The sequence below is a fragment of the Phocaeicola massiliensis B84634 = Timone 84634 = DSM 17679 = JCM 13223 genome (genome assembly GCF_000382445.1).
Lineage (GTDB): Bacteria > Bacteroidota > Bacteroidia > Bacteroidales > Bacteroidaceae > Phocaeicola > Phocaeicola massiliensis.
On sequence record NZ_KB905473.1, the window covers coordinates 591,349 to 609,440 of the forward strand.

Annotated in this window: 11 protein-coding genes; 6 read left to right on the top strand and 5 right to left on the bottom strand. The window is 42.2% G+C overall.

Annotation, left to right across the window (positions count from 1 at the left end):
• Positions 1–18: 18 nt before the first annotated feature.
• The 3 genes from HMPREF1534_RS03785 (at position 19) to HMPREF1534_RS03775 (ending at position 5,884) form a co-directional block, all read left to right on the top strand.
• Positions 19–582 (top strand): DUF4858 domain-containing protein, encoded by a 564-nt coding sequence (locus HMPREF1534_RS03785; RefSeq protein WP_005943196.1) that lies wholly within the window; start codon positions 19–21, stop codon positions 580–582.
• 362 nt (positions 583–944) lie between these two features.
• Positions 945–4,274 carry an AAA domain-containing protein gene (locus HMPREF1534_RS03780; RefSeq protein ID WP_005943199.1) on the top strand — a complete coding sequence of 1,110 codons (3,330 nt, stop codon included), beginning with the start codon at positions 945–947 and terminating at the stop codon, positions 4,272–4,274.
• A gap of 86 nt (positions 4,275–4,360) precedes the next feature.
• Positions 4,361–5,884 (top strand): M48 family metalloprotease, encoded by a 1,524-nt coding sequence (locus HMPREF1534_RS03775; protein ID WP_005943200.1) that lies wholly within the window; start codon positions 4,361–4,363, stop codon positions 5,882–5,884.
• A 258-nt stretch (positions 5,885–6,142) separates the two neighbouring features.
• Here HMPREF1534_RS03775 and HMPREF1534_RS03770 read toward each other — a convergent pair whose 3' ends face one another.
• The 3 genes from HMPREF1534_RS03770 to HMPREF1534_RS03760 form a co-directional block, all read right to left on the bottom strand.
• Positions 6,143–7,618, bottom strand: coding sequence for an MFS transporter (locus tag HMPREF1534_RS03770; protein WP_005943203.1), 1,476 nt, complete (start codon positions 7,616–7,618; stop codon positions 6,143–6,145).
• Positions 7,619–7,803: 185 nt separating this feature from the next.
• The gene (gene kduI / locus HMPREF1534_RS03765; RefSeq protein ID WP_005943206.1) at positions 7,804–8,760 is read right to left on the bottom strand and encodes a 5-dehydro-4-deoxy-D-glucuronate isomerase; all 957 of its coding nucleotides are present in this window, start codon (positions 8,758–8,760) and stop codon (positions 7,804–7,806) included.
• Between the two features lie 39 nt (positions 8,761–8,799).
• Positions 8,800–10,197 carry a PTS galactitol transporter subunit IIC gene (locus tag HMPREF1534_RS03760; RefSeq protein ID WP_005943209.1) on the bottom strand — a complete coding sequence of 466 codons (1,398 nt, stop codon included), beginning with the start codon at positions 10,195–10,197 and terminating at the stop codon, positions 8,800–8,802.
• Between the two features lie 868 nt (positions 10,198–11,065).
• On the opposite strand from HMPREF1534_RS03760, the gene HMPREF1534_RS03755 reads away from it, so the two are divergent.
• Complete coding sequence (locus tag HMPREF1534_RS03755; RefSeq protein WP_005943212.1) at positions 11,066–11,563, top strand: helix-turn-helix domain-containing protein; 498 nt, start codon at positions 11,066–11,068, stop codon at positions 11,561–11,563.
• A 110-nt stretch (positions 11,564–11,673) separates the two neighbouring features.
• Complete coding sequence (locus tag HMPREF1534_RS03750; protein ID WP_258469370.1) at positions 11,674–14,280, top strand: hypothetical protein; 2,607 nt, start codon at positions 11,674–11,676, stop codon at positions 14,278–14,280.
• Between the two features lie 79 nt (positions 14,281–14,359).
• Here HMPREF1534_RS03750 and HMPREF1534_RS20475 read toward each other — a convergent pair whose 3' ends face one another.
• On the bottom strand, positions 14,360–14,554 hold the full coding sequence (locus tag HMPREF1534_RS20475; RefSeq protein WP_154653396.1) for a hypothetical protein: 195 nt from the start codon (positions 14,552–14,554) through the stop codon (positions 14,360–14,362).
• 233 nt (positions 14,555–14,787) lie between these two features.
• A complete protein-coding gene (locus HMPREF1534_RS20720; protein WP_005943217.1) occupies positions 14,788–14,958 on the bottom strand; it encodes a hypothetical protein in 171 nt (56 codons plus the stop codon).
• A 677-nt stretch (positions 14,959–15,635) separates the two neighbouring features.
• Between HMPREF1534_RS20720 and HMPREF1534_RS03745 the strand changes: the two genes are divergently transcribed.
• Positions 15,636–18,083: a S9 family peptidase gene (locus HMPREF1534_RS03745; protein ID WP_005943220.1), complete on the top strand. Its 2,448-nt coding sequence runs from the start codon at positions 15,636–15,638 to the stop codon at positions 18,081–18,083.
• Positions 18,084–18,092 lie beyond the last annotated feature (9 nt).

Below are 18,092 nucleotides of genomic sequence, written 5' to 3' on the forward strand. Positions count from 1 at the left end.
AACCAAAAACAGAATGCCATGAAACGTATATTCTTCCTTTTAGCATGTCTGTGTTTGCCGTTTTTCTCCTTTGCCCAGAAAGCAGGAGAGTCAAGGCAATTGACCCGGCAAGATTCCTTGCGTTTGCAGCAGTTGTTGAATGGACAAGTGGAAATCGTCATCGATGATGAAACTCAGCAGGAGATAGACCGCTTGTTTAATCCTGAGAAGTGGAAAATGAAATCTACTCCTTTCCCTAAAAAGAATATGAAGTTTGAGACAGAACTTCCCCGATATTACATTTCCCAAGTAGATACGGTTGACGGCCGTGGGTATATCCGTCTTTTGCCTTATGGTCCTTTTGAATCTCCTGAAGAAGAAAAGATCTATGTGGAGATTCCGCTTAATAAGGAATATCTGGCAGGTTATGATCCGCGGCTCGAACCGGCATCGGCAGGAAAGTTCACTCCTAGTGCTTTGATGGTGGGAGCCGGTATCAGCACCACTTTTAACGCGGATAAACTCTTGGGCATCATATTCAGCAAGAAAATGCGTGCCAAGGTAAAGAATGCCAAGGAAGCCAAGTCGTGGGAAGGATATTAGCTTGCAGGACTAAGCGTTTTCTTCCTTTCTGTTAAGCCGTTTTATGCGGTAGATTATTAGTCCCTGCCACAGTAGAACGTGGGAGTGTGTCAAAACCAAACCGGTCTATCCCATCGTCAGCTGTAGGGGCAGGGTTTGCCTGCCCGAATACACAAAGCAAACTGTTTTCGGGCGAGCGAACCTCGCCCCTATGTACTAAACGACAGCATTATCCACGTTTTGACACCGATAATCTGCCGTTCAAAAGGTCTTAGCCTTTAGTAAGGAATTGCTTCATCTGCCTGACGATTCCGGATGAGTATAGGGGGTGATTTGCTTTCATTTTACTACCTTTGTATTCGAGAGAGCAAATCAAAAAAAGCATGAATGAAGAAATAGCAGAATATTACGAAGAACTATATAATCTGTGTGCCGTTGAACAAGAACAACCTTTGGCGCGCCGTTACAGACAGTTGCGTGAAGCATTGGAGCGGGTGATGAGGCAACAAATGATGGGAACAGGCTTGCAAGCTACAGATTTGGCTGCCCGTATCAATTATGTGGCGACTCAATTTGCATTGGATGGCCGGGAGCAGAACCAATTGCATACATTCCGCCTGACTTCGAATGACATTCTGAATCACCGCAAGGAGCCGTCCGAACAGGAATTCTTGCGGGATCTCCGCGCTGTGGCTTATGCCTATCGGAAGATTTTTCATGAGGATATCCCACCGAAACTTTATACGTTGCTTCCCAAGCAGGAAACGACTCCTGCGGTAAAGAGGGAGAAAGAGACTCGGATTCGTCGTATCCGGGTGTGCTTTGACTATGCGGATGAAAGCTATCTGTATGTCCGGCCGATAGATGTGCTTGAAGAAGAACCGGTAAAGGTGAATTATAACAAGCCCGGTGTGAATGAGGAATTTAAAGATACGGTGGATGAGCTTTGGCGGTATGCCCAATTGAATTTGTTGGATGTAACTGTCGATGATAATGGAGTTTATACTCCTTCTTTTATAGTACTTGAACCTGATTATCTGTTGGATATCAGCTCATTGGCAGAGTGTTATAAGGATTATGGCAGTCATCCCGCCAATTATTTTCTGAGTCGTTTGGTCCCTATTGAGAATGCCCGTCCCTTATTGTTGGGAAATATAGCCAATCTGTTTCTGGATGAATGGATATATGCAGGAGAGAAAGAACCTGATTACACTGAATGTATGAAAAAGGCTTTTCGGCAGTATCCTATCGAACTGGCAGCTTGTGAGGAACTTCGAAATCCTCAGAAGGAGAAAGAGTTTGCGCAAGACTGTAGAATGCATTTCGAACATATCCGTGAAACGGTGCAGAAGACATTTTTACAACCGGGATATAACCTTGATAAGAATGATGCTGTGCTGGAACCTTCTTATATTTGTGAGGCACTTGGCATTCAGGGTCGTTTAGACTATATGCAGCGTGACATGAGCAGCTTTATAGAAATGAAGTCGGGCAAAGCAGACGAATATGCCATGCAGGGCAGGTTGGAGCCGAAAGAGAATAATCGTGTACAGATGTTGCTTTATATGGCGTTGCTGGAGTATAGCATGGGGCAAGAGCGTCGCAGTATGCATCCCTACTTGTTGTATACTCGTTATCCGTTGCTTTATCCGGCACGTGCATCTTGGGCACAAGTGCGGCGTATCATTAATTTGCGCAACTGCATTGTGGCTTCGGAGTATGGTGTGCAGTTGCATAATCATCCTTCGTTTACCCAACGGCTGTTGGCACAGATCAATCCTTCTGTTCTCAATCAAAAAGGGTTGCAGGGGCGATTTTGGGAACAGTACTTGAAGCCTTCCATCTCCCGTTTCGGTGAGCGCATGGAACTGCTTACTCCTCTGGAACGTACTTATTTTTATACGCTTTATAACTTTATCACAAAAGAACTTTATACCTCCAAGTCGGGTGATGTGAATTGTGAAAGCAGGACGGGCGCTTCTGCTTTATGGCTCAGTACGCTGGATGAAAAGCGGGATGCAGGAGAAATTTTATACGATCTTACTATTGTTGAGAACCATGCATCGCAGGCTCATAAGGCTTTTATTATTTTGTCTATTCCTCAATATGAAGAAACTTTTCTGCCTAATTTTCGTAATGGAGACGTGGTGGTGCTCTATGAACGCAATAATGGTACGGATAATGTGACCAACAAAATGGTATTCAAGGGAAATATAGAATCCATAACCGATAATGAATTGCGCATTCGCCTTCGGGCGGCACAGCAGAATCCGTTGGTGTTTCCAGAGAACAGCCGTTATGCCGTGGAGCATGATACGATGGATACTACTTTCCGAAGCATGTATTTGGGATTGTCTTCCTTTATGGACGCGAACCCTGAGCGCAGGGAGTTGTTGTTGGGGCAGCGTCCTCCTCGTTTTGATATGGCTTATGAAGACAGGATAGCCCGGACGACCGATGACTTTGAACGGGTGGCGCTGAAAGCGGAGGCTGCCTGTGACTATTTCTTGTTGGTGGGACCTCCGGGAACCGGAAAGACTTCGCGTGCCTTGAGGAGGATGGTGGAGCATTTTTATGCTTGTCCTTCCACACAAGTGCTGTTGCTGGCTTATACTAATCGGGCGGTGGACGAGATATGCCGGTCGCTTTCTGCCATCTTGCCGCAAGTGGACTATATACGGGTGGGAAGTGAATTGTCTTGTGATGCGCGTTTCCGCAAACATCTGTTGGAAAATGTGCTGGCAGAATGCAACAATCGTCGGGAGGTAAACATCCGCATGGCAGATTGCCGTATTTATGTGGGAACAGTTGCATCTATTGCATCTAAACCGGAACTGTTCAAACTGAAGCATTTTGATGTGGCAATTGTTGATGAGGCTACACAAATATTGGAGCCTCAGTTGTTGGGAATCCTTTGTGCGCGGTTTAAGGACGGACGTAACGGAATAGGGAAGTTTATCCTGATTGGTGATCATAAACAATTGCCGGCTGTGGTGTTGCAGAGTAATGAACAGTCTGAGGTGCATGATGAAGGGTTGCGGCGGATAGGGCTTTATAACCTGAAAGATTCTCTTTTTGAACGGCTTTATCGTTTTCATTTGCAGGAGGAGCATTGCCGGGCGGTGGATATGCTTTGCCGTCAGGGACGCATGCACCCCGGAGTGGCATCATTTCCTAATCGAGAGTTTTATGCCGGAAAGTTAGAAGCACTGGGTTTGCCGCATCAGTTGGAGAATGTCGATGCTCCGGTTCGGTTTATTCCTTCAGAGCGGGATACGGAAAGTGTTTCGGGGAAGACGAACCGGAATGAAGCGCGCATTGTTGCTCAATTGGCTGCTGATGTGTATCATCTGTATAAGGAGACTTTCGAGGTCAACCGCACCTTGGGAGTGATCACTCCTTATCGTAGTCAGATTGCATTGATTCGGAAAGAAATTCAGGCATTGGGAATATCGGCTTTGAATGAAATATCGGTTGATACGGTGGAGCGTTATCAGGGAAGTGAACGCGATGTAATCATTTATTCTTTTTGTGTGAATTATCTTTATCAGTTGAAATTCTTGCCTAATCTGACGGAAGAGAACGGAGTTTGGATAGATCGTAAATTAAATGTGGCATTGACGCGTGCCCGAAGGCAGTTGTATATAACGGGAGTGCCCGATATATTGAGCCATAACCTGATATATCGTCGTCTGATACAGGCAATTAATTAGGGAAATCCCTACCTGTTTGTAGGGCTTTTCCTTTTAATGTATTTTTTTCTTTTCCTATTTTTGTAGTGTTCTAAAATCAAGGCACTATGAAACGATACATTCTTTTTCTCTTAGTTGCAATGCTGGAATGCGGAATCATGTTTTCGCAGAATAACCGGCCATTGAGTCCGATGCTGAATATTTCGGGTGAGTTTAAGCGGGACTATAAAGATGTGAAGAAAGGTACGGCTTGTATTTTGCAGCGCGTTATCAAGTTGAAAAAGCCGATTGGTCAGGAAGAGTCTACATTACAGGCAGTGGTGGTGGTCGGCGGGGTGCAGGTAGGTATTCCTATGGAGGAATTGGATGTACTGAAGCTTATTCCCGCAGATAAGACTTCATTTTGGCAGACTGCACAGCTGTCAAACGATTTAATCTCTTATTATGAAAAGAAAGGCTACCAAGGGGGAATGCGGCAAGAGCAGGCTCGTGAAGCGGATGATTATTTGAAAGAACTGGAGCACGCTAAGCTTTTTTATGATGATGCTGCAATAGAGGATTATTTGCAATGTATGCTGTTAAGTATCATTCCCGAAAAGATGGCTGTCCTGCGTGAAGGAACTCCGTTGGTGCGTGTATTGAAATCTCCGGCTCCAGATATGTTGATGTTGGGTAACGACTGTCTGTTGGTTTCTACGGGAATGTTGACTGCTTTGGACAGCGAAGAGGAATTATATGCAGTGATGAGCCGTGAAGTAGCCCATTATGTACTCGATCATGCCATTATCACCGTGAACAAGAATATTGTCCGTGCCAAGCGTGCACAGTTCTGGGGAGCTGTAGCGGACGGAGTGGTTGCCGCTACAGAGGAATATCTGTACGATCGTTATGATTATTATGTTCCCGGGCTGGTCTTTGCAACGAATGATGTCGTTCAGGCATTGGTGAATGATAACATTGCCAATCGTATGGGGTTGGATTATTCGGAAAAACAAGAGAAAGAAGCCGACCATATAGTCATGAACTTTATGGTGCTGATGAAAAAGAACAAGGATGCAATGGTTTCCGCTTTGAGTAAAATCAATCAATACTATCAGCGTAATAAAGATGTAGAAGCATTATCCAAGTATGGTGCGTATGGTTCATTGCCCGAAAGGGTAGGGAAGCTGGGTAAGTTTACTCCATTGGATGAAGACCGGAACTATTTAAAGAAAACTTCTACAGTGGTCAGCTATGAAGCCGGTATGATGGATTATAATAAGAAATATAATGAATCAAGGCGTTTGGCTATGAAGAATATCAATAATGCGATGGCTTGTTCGGATGATTATCTGATGGTGGCACGCAGCATTATGAAACTATCCAATAGCAAGGAAAGCAATGCTGAATGTCTGGAGTATCTGAATAAGGCGGATGAGACGTCTAAGATAACCAATGTGAATATTTGCAAGATGAAGATATTATTGTTGCTCAGGGAAAACAAACAGGCGGATGCCGTTCATTTGTTGCATGAATACCAGGACATGTTGAACGCAATGTATCAGCAACCCCATACTCAGGAAGATGCACAATGGATTGCCGGTGAGCACACTTGGGCAGAGAAACTGCTGGATAGGACGTATATCATGTAAAAGACTATAAATCAGAGAATGCAACACTAAAACTAAACAGAAAATGAGGGGACCGAAAGTAAAATGGTCTATCAAATAGTCAACTGTAGGGGCAGGGTTTGCCTGCCCGAACCGGCGGTTACAACTTTGGGAGTAATACACAAAGCAAGCTGTTTCCGGGCGAGAGAACCTCGCCCCTACGGGTAAAATGACAGCATCATCCACGTTTTGGCATACCCCTCATTTATTATTGAGCATCATGAATCGGCCGATTGGATGTTAAGCATCGACAGGTTTATATTTCGGTACTAATATTTTCATTATTATCCAACCTAGCAGATAGGCTACTGCACAGATGCAGAAGATAATGAAATAACCGGCAGGTTTTCCTTCAAATCCCATAAACTTCATATTGGTTTGTGCGGCATAGTCGAATAATCTGCCCGATCCCATATTAATAAGGAATGAGCTGATGCCGCCTGCCATACCGCCGATACCTACAATAGTGGCAATGGTGCTTTTGGGAAACATATCGCCTACTACGGAATAAATGTTGGCAGACCAAGACTGATGGGCCGCTCCCGCAATGCCGATGATAATAATCGGATACCAATAGGAATAGTTGCCGAGCGGTTGTGCAAATAATGCCAGTAAAGGGAATAAGGCAAAGATAAACATCGCCTGCATGCGGGCGGCATACGGGTCCTTTCCGGTTTTATTGATAATGATGGTAGGCAGTTTGCCGCCATAGATAGACAACATGGTGATGGCATATAAAACGAAAATCAACAGTTGTGCCGTGCCGGTGTCGGAAGCAAATCCATATACGTCCGAAATATAGGCAGGCGCCCAAAAGAGAAAGAACCACCACACACCGTCGGTCATGAACTTGCCAATGAATACGGCCCATGTTTGAGGGTATTTGAAACAAGTCCAGAAAGGGATTTTCTTATTGTCGAATTCATTGGCGCTTGCCTGTTGTTCGGTTGTCTGGTTTTCGTCGTTATTGTCTTGTTCGATGTATTCAAGTTCTGCTGTATTGACGCGTGGGTTGGCTGCCGGTTTTTTGTAAAGGAACATCCAGCATCCCATCCAGATAAATCCCAATCCGCCAATGACAACAAATGCCATTTCCCATCCATTGCCAATACCGATATTCTGGAAATAGCGTGCTAATGTCGGGATGGTAACGGGGGCAGCTAAAGCTCCGATAGTAGCTCCGGCATTAAAAATGGAAGTAGAATAAGCGCGGTCTTTCTTAGGAAAATATTCAGCGGTTACTTTGATGGCGGCAGGGAAGTTGCCGGCTTCACCTATTCCCAGCACGATGCGTGCCGCAATGAAATAATACACGCTGGTGATGGCAATGGTAGAAGCAACAGCTCCGGTGGCGGAGATCATTTCTCCTGCATTGTGTATACCCAGTGTCTGTTCGGTTGCCCAACCGCAAAGTGCATGCATACAGGCCCCCAACGACCATACAGCGATAGCCCAGAGATAACCTTTTTTGGTACCCATCCAGTCAATGAAACGCCCGGCAAATAAGTTGGCAATGGCATATACAAGAGAAAAAATAGCTGCGATATCTCCATAGTTTGAATCTGTCCAATGGAATTCGGGAGCGATGAAATCTTTCCATGTCAACGACAGTACCTGTCTGTCCAAATAGTTGACGGTAGTGGCGAAGAATAACATGGCACAGATTATCCATCTGAAGTTTGTCATTTTCCCGGTAGAACTTTGAGATGTACTCATAATAATAGATTTAGTAGATTATGTTTTTCTTAATGGCACAAAAGTAAGTATTATTCGGTCAACAATGATAAAAAACAAATTTGTCATTCCAAAAGTGCCGAAGAATCTTAATCATAATAATGAAAGCTCTTCATCACATTCAGAATGACAAACATCAATGAGAATCAGACGAGAGTAGAATCTGTTTATTTCATTTCTGTATATTTGATTTCATCCTTGTCACTGTATTTCAGGTTCTCGCCTGCCATACCCCAAATAAAGGTATAGTTGCTGGTTCCGGCTGCTGCATGGATAGACCATTCGGGAGAAGTAATAGCCTGTTCGTTGTGCAGCCACACCAGACGCTCTTCTTGCGGTTCACCCATTAGGTGGCAGATGGCATTTCCTTCGGGCAGATTGAAATAGAAATAGGCTTCCATACGGCGTGTGTGGGTATGTGCCGGCATGGTATTCCATACAGAACCCGGAGCAAGTTCGGTAAGTCCCATTTGCAGTTGGTTTGTACCACCGTCTTTTACTCTTTCCAATACATCTTTCACAATCAACTGGTTTACAATACGGTCGTTGCTATCCTCCATTTTACCGTAGTGGTCAGATATAGCTAAAGCATATTTCTTGGGATTTGCCTTTTGGAGTTTGGCATCGGTTGTAATCAATTGGGTGACATATGGTTTATAAGCCGGTGCTGAATTGATATAGAACTTAGCAGGTTTGGTAGCATCGTTGCTCTTAAAAGTAACCTCTTTGTTGCCGCAACCCACATAAAGTGCCTCTTTGTACTTCATAGGATATTCTTTACCATCTACGGTCACTACTCCGTCACCACCTATGTTGATTACGCCCAGTTCGCGGCGTTCGAGGAAGTAAGTGATTTCCGGGCCCAGTTCGCGGAATGTTTCCAACTTCAGGACTTTGTTTACCGGCATGGCACCTCCGTAGATGAGGCGGTCATAAAGCGTATAAGTGACATTGATTTCATCCGGCGCCATAACTTTCTCCATCATGAATGAGTTGCGCAGACGTTCTGTATCATAGTGTTTTACATCTTGCGGATGGCAAGCTGTCTGTACTTTGTAATTTACTTGGGCTGAAGCTGTCAAAGCAGAAACGCCCAGCATCATTGCAATTGCTAATTTCTTCATTTTCGTTCTTATTTATTAGTTATCTTATTTTCTGTTTTATTATTGGGCATTTTTTACCGATTGCTGATATTTGATGATGGCACGACGGTTTAATACCATCAGAAACAGGGTTATTAATACCAGAATAGCAGAACCGATAATTTTGAATGTATAAGTCATGTGGAATATAGCCCAAGAGAAGGGGCTGGATGCAAAGTCCAATGCACCACCTTCAAAACCTTGAGGGATATTTACGGCTGCATCTTGAGTTTTGGCATAAACGTCTTGTGCGGCTTGGGTAAAATAAGGAGCCAAATCGGTAACGAAATATAAACCGATGGCCAATACAATGAATCCGATAATAAAGGTTTTAAATACGTTGCCTTTCGTAATGGGCAATATCAATGGGAATACATAGAACATACCTGCCAATGATGCCAAAGGTAAGAATTCATTGCCGGGGAGTACTACTGCCAATAACAGAGTAACAGGAATCAATAGCAGGGATACAACCAAAGTTGCAGGATGCCCAATGACCAAAGCAGGGCTCATACCTATGTTAAGACCCACTGCACCTTTAAACTTCTTTGCAATCATTTCGCGGGTAGCGTCAGAAATAGGTTTCAAACCTTCAATAAACAAACCGGTGATGCGTGGAATCAATTCCATAACAGCTCCCATCTTAATGCCTAAGCCTAAAATATAAGGAATCCTGTCTACCATTTCCTGTCCGTTTTTACAAGACAGTGCGCCAATGCCACAACCTACCAGAATACCTAAGAACAACGGTTCACCCAATAAACCGAATCTCTTCTTCATGCCTTCGGCATCAATATTCAGTTTATTGAATCCGGGTATTTTGTCCAATACTTTATTGATAATAATAGCGAATGGAACAAATCCTGCACAGAAAGGCTGAGGAATGGAGATACCTTCCATCTTTTCATAAAAGCCCTGAAACTTGTCTGCTGTATAGTCTGCCAAAATCAAGGTGATGATGTAGCAGATAATGGCAGCAAAGAATCCCCACAGAATGCTGTTTGTCGCAAAATAAACTACTGCTCCGATAAAGGCAAAATGCCAATAGTTCCATAAGTCGATATTAACAGTACGGGTAGTCTTTGTTAATAACATCAATATGTTGACACCCAGGCAAACCGGAATGATAAATGCACCTACGGAAGTGTTATAAGCAACAGCGGCGGCAGCAGGCCATCCCATATCGAATACCTTTAATTGAAGGCCGTATATTTCGACAACTTTACTTAAAGCGGGTCCGAGGCTGCTGGTCAACAAGGCTGTAACAACTGATAATCCTACAAAACCTACTCCGACCAACAAACCACTTTTTAATGCTTTGCTTAATTTAATACCGATACAAACTCCTAAGATTGTAAAGATAATAGGCATCATCACAGCTGCACCCAGACCAATGATATAACTGAAAACTTCTTCCATTCTCTTGTGATTTAATAGTTAAATGAACGTGTTTCTACAATAGTATAAATTAAAAACTGCCCCAAAAATAAAACCTTTTCTCAATTAATCAAACGGGAAAACCTTAATTATTAGTAAAATGGACAATTTTGTACACTTTTTATTGTTATCGCGCACGATTTTATTGTTTTCGCACACGAAAAACCGAATGATGTATTCTCTTTATTTAGAGTAACACAGTGCTTTTCTTGGTAACAATAACTTTTGTTTTATAAAAGATAGAAGGTCTGTTATTAAGGCAAAACAACTATATGGAAAGTAAATTTATCTGTAATTTTATTGTATCTGGATTGCCGGTGGTTGCTCTTCTATTGTGTATGGTTAAAAGTGTTTGATGAACAAATGTACATTTTCGGATAGGCCGGAAAGCGTTTTTGAAAAACCCTTAAGTCTCCTTTCGGAACAATCCATTCTTTTCTAAACAATCCTAAGTTCTTTATTTATAATACCTTTACAACTTTTAATGCTTGCTTTTTGAAAGGAAAGAAGATGTTGGTTTGTATTTAATCGATTGATAATGTGATGGATAAGATTTTGGGAGAGAAAAGAAAAAAAGTGCATCTCTTAGTAAGAGATACACTTTTCGCTGCAAATTTACACAAAGTTTTGATAATTAAAACTTTTTGAGAAGAAAAATCACAAGACAAATGCAAAAATATCTTTAGTCTTAAGTTTTAGGACGCTTTTTTATGGGCTTAAACGACTAATAATAAAGTGTTTATGTGCGTTCTGTGTATCTCTTACTAAGAGATGCACAGAACGCAACCTCTTTTTAAAGGTTTGAAAAGTGAGTAATTATCTGAAATAGAGACAATAAAAAGAAACTACAATGGACTACCTGTTTCTACACCGCGACAAGCGCACTTTTACTTCCGAAAGGCAGAAGAATCTGCTTTTCCGGGCTGCCCGGCTTTATTGGGAGCAGAAGTATGAAGGACGCGAACCGGAGAAAGCAAGAAAAGTCGATTGTGAGCTATATAAATATGTATTGTATTATTTGGAAGTGCGCCAAGTGTTTCTTGACCCGAAGCTCTCACTGAAGAAGCTGAGCGATATGATTGAGACGAACCAAACCTATTTATCCAATGTGGTCAACCGCTACTTCGGTTGTCATCTGAAAGAGTTGGTAAATACGTATCGGGTGGAATATGCCAAGGAACTGCTCCGTTCGGGCAAGTGTCTGCCGGAGGAGCTGCCTCAACGCTGCGGGTTCTTGTCGCGAAGTGCTTTTTATGCTGCTTTTAAAAAGGTGACGGGTGTTTCTCCCAAACGTTATATGAAATATGAAATGAGAGCACAGCACTCAGAATCAATAAATTATGTATAACCAATTTTAGTTTTTTAAATTTATAAATTTAAAGTTTTTCTATTATGAACAAAAAGTTTTTAAGTGCAATCCTGTTCGGAGCCTTAATGGTTTCGTCAACAGGAACATTTGTGTCTTGTAAGGATTACGACGATGACATCGATGCAATCAACAAGGAACTGACCGATCTGAAATCAAAACTTTCAGATCTTGAAAGTAAAGTAAATGCCGGTGGCGCTTATGTTACCAAGATTGAATCGGTAGACGGTGGTTTCAAAGTATCGGTAAGCGACGGTACTTCTTACAACCTGACCGTTGCCAGTGCTGCTCCCGGTAGCAAGGTTGTGATTGACGACAAGACCGGTGAAATCAGTATTGATGGCAAAGCTACAGGTTGGTTTGCTACTACGGGTGAAGGTGAAGAAGCTGTGGATATGACTCCGTATGTAAAAGACGGATATTGGTATTTCTATGACAAAGCAGCAAAAGACTTTGTGAAGTCTGAATACAAAGCTGCCGGTGATGCTTATGCAGTAGTAAAAGACGGTGTAGTGACTCTGCATATGCCGGATGAAAGCGGTAAGATGCAATCTATCGTATTACCGTTGACTGCTAATGCGTTGACTGCTATTTCTTTGCCTGCCGGATTGACAATCGGTAATACTGTTGCTACAGGTGCTGCTGCTGATGCTGAGGCAATCTCTTCAGCGAAAGCTGCTAAATTAGATTGGAAAGGTCCTAAAGGTGCCATTGAAAAGGATCAATTCTTAGTTGGTCAGATTGGTGTTGCTGATTTGGTTGTTTCTCCTAAGAATTACGATTTGTCTGCTCAAAAACTTACTTTGGTAGACAGCAAGGGTAATGTAGCTCCTGTTAAGGTTATTGCTACTCCTAATACATTTAATAGCGTTATTGTTGGCGATCGTGCAGCTTCTGAAAACGGTAATTGGAACTTGACGGTGGAAATGACTGATGAGGTTACTGCTGATAATATTAATAAGGTATTTAAAGGTACAGGTGCTAATGCTGATAAGGAAATTTTGTATGCTTTGTGTGTAAATGGTATTCCTTATACTGCTTATGATATTGCCATTAAAACAAAAGCACCTGAAACATCTGTTGCAGCGATTACTTTTGCTGCTGATAAGCTGTCTTATATAGATGCAGAAGGTACAGAAGTTAAAGGCGCTACTGATGCTATTGAACTTCCTGTAGGAACGACAACATTGAAGTATGCTGCTGCTAACTTGTATGACTCTTATATCACTTTTGAAGGAACATATAAGGCAAAAGCTGAAAAATTAGGTGTTAAAGCAGATGGTATGACTGTTACTGTTCCGCAAGCTGCAAGTGGTGAAACTCTTGTTGCAACTGTACACATGGTGAATATCGGTGGTGTAGAAACTACGACTTCTAATACTATCACTTTGAAGTTGGCAGGTGCTTCTATCGATACTCCGACAGAAATTTCTGCTACCGAGTATAAGGTTATGCCGAACGCTGATTTCACTAAAGTATTACCTGCTATCCTGATTGACTTAGGTGATGCATTGAGTAAATTGGATGCAGCAACAATTGAAGCTGTACAGAATGCAAACCAGCTTTCTGTAGTTGAAGCTGCAACCCAGGAAGGATTTATTGTTGCTAGTACTGCTAATGTGTTTACATCAATTTATTACAAAGCTAATGCTCAGGGTAAGAAAGGTGAAGTATGGGATGCTAGCAATGATGGTCTTGAATCACTTCGCTTTATTGAAATAGCTGTAGCTACTTCTAAATCTGATAATAAGGTAGCTGAGGATGCTAAGCCGGGTAAATACACATTGAATTTGGTAATCAAGGACGGTACTACTGTTGGTAATGAAATCGCTAAGATTGCTATGCCTGTAAATGTGACAGTTCCTGCATTCGATGATTTGTTTGCTGCAACAGATGCTTGGACAGAAGGTGTATATGGAGCTAGAATTTATCCTTCTACCAATGATGCATTAATCAGTATGTCAAATGCATACACTGCTAAATCGGGAGTAGATGCTAATTACAATAAGATTGCTTATGCTTTTGATAAGATTAATAATGTTGCTGTTGGTACAGTAGGTAATGCTCAGCAGGTAACTTTGGATAAGGCTGTAGTTTACAAAGACAAGGCTCTTGCTAACAGTGAATTGAAAGCAACTGCTTCTTATAGTATTTTGGACGCAATGACTGCATATACCGGTTCAGGTAGTGAAACCACCAAATTAACAGCTATTAAGAAAGCATTTACTGTTGAATCATCTAAGTTTACAGTAAAACTTCAGACTATCTTTGATGGTGGTAAGATTGTATTCTATAAAGATAATGCAGTTGTTACCGGTACGGTTGGTATAGATGCTGATGGTAAAATAGCCGGATTGACCATATCTGGCAATAAAAAACAAGGTTTGGCTATTAACTTCTTAAGCGCAGACTTAGCTGTAAATTCAACTAATGTTGCAGATTCTTATCCAAGTGCTGATGCTAACAAATTACAAGGATATGCATTCGGTAATAGCAATGCAGCAGCTGCTTCGGGTAAGCAAATCAAAGTAACATGGAGTACAGGTATTCCTACAGTAACAGTAGCAGAGGGTACTGATGGATTAGAGTTCACAAATAGCGATCTGTCTTCTCCTACTTACGAAACTACCTTGACTGCAACATTTGAAGATGCTACAGGTATTGTATATACTTCAAGCATTAAGGTGGAAAAGAAATAATACGTCTTTAGTATTTATCTTTAATATGGAAGAGCATCCTTCGGGGTGCTCTTTTTTTTGAATGGTAGCAGCCGGGAATTCATTTTACTCCTGCCACAGTGGAACTGACTGACAATTGCTCATACAGTTTGTTGGATGTGAAGGGTAAAGTAGCCGATATTATTGTTTCTACTCCTTCTAAGGGCTCGCCCGAAAACTGTTTGCTTTGTGTCTTCGGGCAGGCAAACCCTGCCCCTACATCTGACAATTGGATAGCCCGGTTTAGTTTTGACACACTCCCTTCTCATTCTCAGTTGAGAATTATATCCCATTCAATCGGGAAGTGAATATCTTCGGTAACGGATTCTATTCACTTCCCGATTTTTTATTGAATTTGATTGATGCGATATACAATTTTCACAATGACATATATACGTGCAGGTTCATGCGTACGTACGTGTAGCTCGATGCGTATATACGTGTGGGCTTATGCCACCGTATGTGTGGCCCGATGCGTACGTACACATTTTAAAATAGGCAGCTTGCACTGTATGTTGCAAAAAGACCTTGAGGATTTTTAAAAACATCAAGGTCTTTTTTGAAAACACCACCTTCTTTTTTAAAAAGCTCGGCATGTTTTTCCTGTAAGGGCAGAATGCATCCCCTCACTAAGTCGGTTATTCCTTCTTCTCCGTTCATCCTTTCATTTTAGCCGAAATGTGCGGATAATCAGATTGTTAAGAATGACAGGACATCCCTTCATCCTCCTTTCAGCCGTGCTTCCCAAGTCCCTTCACAAGCTGCCTTCAGCCTTTATCCTGCCGGAAGAAGTTTTACGAATGAAAGGAGGCTGAAAGGGTGGTGACACAATGTTCATTCACTACCGGCCCCCCATCAATAGGGCGTTTCAACGACTAATGAAAGGAGAAAGGGAGAAATCCTTGAAATCTCAAGTATGCTTTTGATCTACTCTTGCCGTCAATGGTTTCATCGCTATTGGTAAACCAAGCCGCGAAGCGTGAAGCCTTGTTGTTTGGGAAACATTGTGCCAAAGACCCATCGGGATGAGAGGTTGTTTCTATTTTGGAAACAGCTGCATCTTTTCGTAATTTTCCCTTTTTAAAATACTGTTTTTATGTTCTGATATTTGTTGGGTATGCTGTTTTTATGTACTTTTGAACCGTTATTTTATTGAGTATCTGTTACATGAAAGAACACATATCTCTGATTTTTACAGTAGTCTTTTCAAGAACTTGAAAAAACAGACCGGTTTGGTACCTGTCGGGCTTATAAAGGATGATAAGAGTTACGTTTTAAGCAGCATACTTCCACAAGATATAATAAAGAAGAAACTAACACGATAACAAATAAATATTATGAAGAAAATGCTATTGTTCACCTTGTTGGTAGGTGGATTATGTACAACTACACCCGTAGTACAGGCACAAGAAAGGTTGCCGGAGTACTTACAGGCGGAAAAATTTACTCAGGAGAAACTGAACACCATGTTGTTCTCTACTGTGGTAGACCCTCATTGGTTTCAGAAAGGGAATAACTTCTGGTTTCAGTATAAAACAAGTGAAGGTACCTTTTGGTATGTGGTAGACCCTTCGGTACGCAGTAAGAAGCAGCTTTTCGACCGTGATGAAATGGCCTCGCAGCTGACCGAAATTGTAAAAGACCCTTTTGAAGCGCGTCATCTTCCCATCAGAAACTTGAAAGCTCAGGAAGACGGTCGTACTTTTACTTTTGAGGTGGTATCTTCTCAGGATGCCAAGCCCAAGAAGGAGGATAAGGAGAAAAAAGATAAAAAAGGCAAGACCGAGAAAGAAGTCTTTTATTTTTCCTACGATTATCCCACCCGTAAGCTCACTCATCTGAAAGATAAAGAAAAAGAACCCAAGAAAATCAGATGGGGGTCAATCTCTCCTGACGGAAAGACGGTGGTTTATGCCAAAGACCTGAATCTTTATCGTATGAGCCGTGAAGATTATGAGAAGGCAAAGAAGAATGAAAAGGACAGTACTATTGTCGAAATTCAGCTGACCAAAGACGGTGTGGAAGATTTTGGCTACGGTATTCCTTACAGTACGCTCAACACTGATACGCTGTGTAATGGCAAGCGTCGCAGGGTGTATGGGGTGTGGTCGCCCGACTCCCGTCATTTTGCAATGACCGTTTCCGATGACCGGGCCGTAAAAGAGTTGTGGGTGATTAACTCTATGGCACAACCGCGTCCTACCCTGGAAACTTATAAATATCAGATGCCCGGTGAAAAAGAAGCTCCGATAGAACATTTGTATTTGTTTGATATGAGTGACAACAGCCGGAAAGAAATAAAGGTGGACGCTTATAAAGATCAGACTTTGGGACTCTCTTACAGTCCGTGGCTACAGAAACAGCGTGATATGGAAGATCAGCCTTCAATCTGGCTGGGTGACAATAACCGTTTCTATCTTTCACGTAAAAGCCGTGACTTGCATCGGATAGATATTTGTTCTTACACTGTGGGGCAGGATTCTATTGTTCCTGTTATTAAAGAGCGTATGAATACTTATCAGGAAACGCGTCCTTTGCATCTTTTGAGCAATGGAAAAGAACTGATACAGTGGAGTGAACGCGACGGTTGGGCGCATCTTTATTTATATGATGATAAAGGTAATCTGAAAAACCGTATCACAAAGGGACCTTGGCATGTGGAAGAAATATTGAAAGTAGACAATAAAGCGCGTGTCATTTATTTCACTGCCAATGGTATGAACCCGAACGAGAACCCGTATTATGAGCACTTGTATCGGGTGAATTTGGATGGTAGCGGACTGAAGCAACTTTCAAAGGGAGATTATTTCCACCGCGTGGAAGTGGATGATGAGGCTCGTTTTGTGGTGGATAACTTTTCACGTGTCAATACAGTGCCTTGTGCCGACTTGCTGGATACGAACGGTAATAAAGTGATGACGATTCAGGAAAGTGATTTCTCGCAGCTTTTTGCTGCCGGTTACAAGTTTCCCGAACCTTTTAAGGTGAAAGCTGCCGATGGAGTGACCGACCTTTATGGTGTGATGTATAAACCGTTTAATTTCGATTCTACAAAGGTATATCCTATTGTAGACTATGTTTATCCGGGGCCGCAGGTTGAAGGTACGGTTTATCCGTTTACCCGTATGACTCCGCGTACAGACCGATTGGCACAAGCCGGTTTCATCGTCATTTCGGTAGGACAACGTGGCGGACATCCAAGCCGTTCCAAGTGGTATCATAACTATGGATATGGCAATATGCGCGATTATCCCTTGGCCGACCACAAATATGCTATCGAGCAGTTGGCAATGCGTTATAATTATATAGATATAGATAAAGTGGGTATTCACGGACATTCAGGAGGCGGATTTATGAGTACGGCTGCCATGTGTCAATATCCTGACTTCTTTAAGGTTGCCGTTTCATGTGCCGGAAACCATGATAATAATATTTATAACCGTTGGTGGAGCGAAACGCATCACGGAGTAAAGGAAGTGGTAAGCGAAAAGGGAGATACTACCTTTGTTTACAAGATAGCGACCAATCCTCAGATTGCTAAACAGCTGAAAGGCAATTTGCTGCTGATTCACGGTGATATTGATAACAATGTGCATCCGGGTAATACACTGCGCGTGGTTGATGCATTGATCCGTGCCGGCAAACGCTTTGATATGCTGATTTTACCGCAGCAGCGCCACGGATTCGGTGACATGAATGAATATTTCTATTGGAGACTGGTGGATTATTTCTCAGAACATCTGAAAGGAAAGAGTGAGAAGTCTGTGGATATTCCCAAACGTTAGTGAAGATTA

Bases quoted from the DNA above. Each gene is read 5' to 3' on its own strand.
- HMPREF1534_RS03785 (WP_005943196.1), top strand. From the start codon at position 19: ATGAAACGTATATTCTTCCTTTTAGCATGTCTGTGTTTGCCGTTTTTC.
- HMPREF1534_RS03780 (WP_005943199.1), top strand. From the start codon at position 945: ATGAATGAAGAAATAGCAGAATATTACGAAGAACTATATAATCTGTGT.
- HMPREF1534_RS03775 (WP_005943200.1), top strand. From the start codon at position 4,361: ATGAAACGATACATTCTTTTTCTCTTAGTTGCAATGCTGGAATGCGGA.
- HMPREF1534_RS03770 (WP_005943203.1), bottom strand. From the start codon at position 7,618: ATGAGTACATCTCAAAGTTCTACCGGGAAAATGACAAACTTCAGATGG.
- kduI (WP_005943206.1), bottom strand. From the start codon at position 8,760: ATGAAGAAATTAGCAATTGCAATGATGCTGGGCGTTTCTGCTTTGACA.
- HMPREF1534_RS03760 (WP_005943209.1), bottom strand. From the start codon at position 10,197: ATGGAAGAAGTTTTCAGTTATATCATTGGTCTGGGTGCAGCTGTGATG.
- HMPREF1534_RS03755 (WP_005943212.1), top strand. From the start codon at position 11,066: ATGGACTACCTGTTTCTACACCGCGACAAGCGCACTTTTACTTCCGAA.
- HMPREF1534_RS20720 (WP_005943217.1), bottom strand. From the start codon at position 14,958: ATGAACGGAGAAGAAGGAATAACCGACTTAGTGAGGGGATGCATTCTG.
- HMPREF1534_RS03745 (WP_005943220.1), top strand. From the start codon at position 15,636: ATGAAGAAAATGCTATTGTTCACCTTGTTGGTAGGTGGATTATGTACA.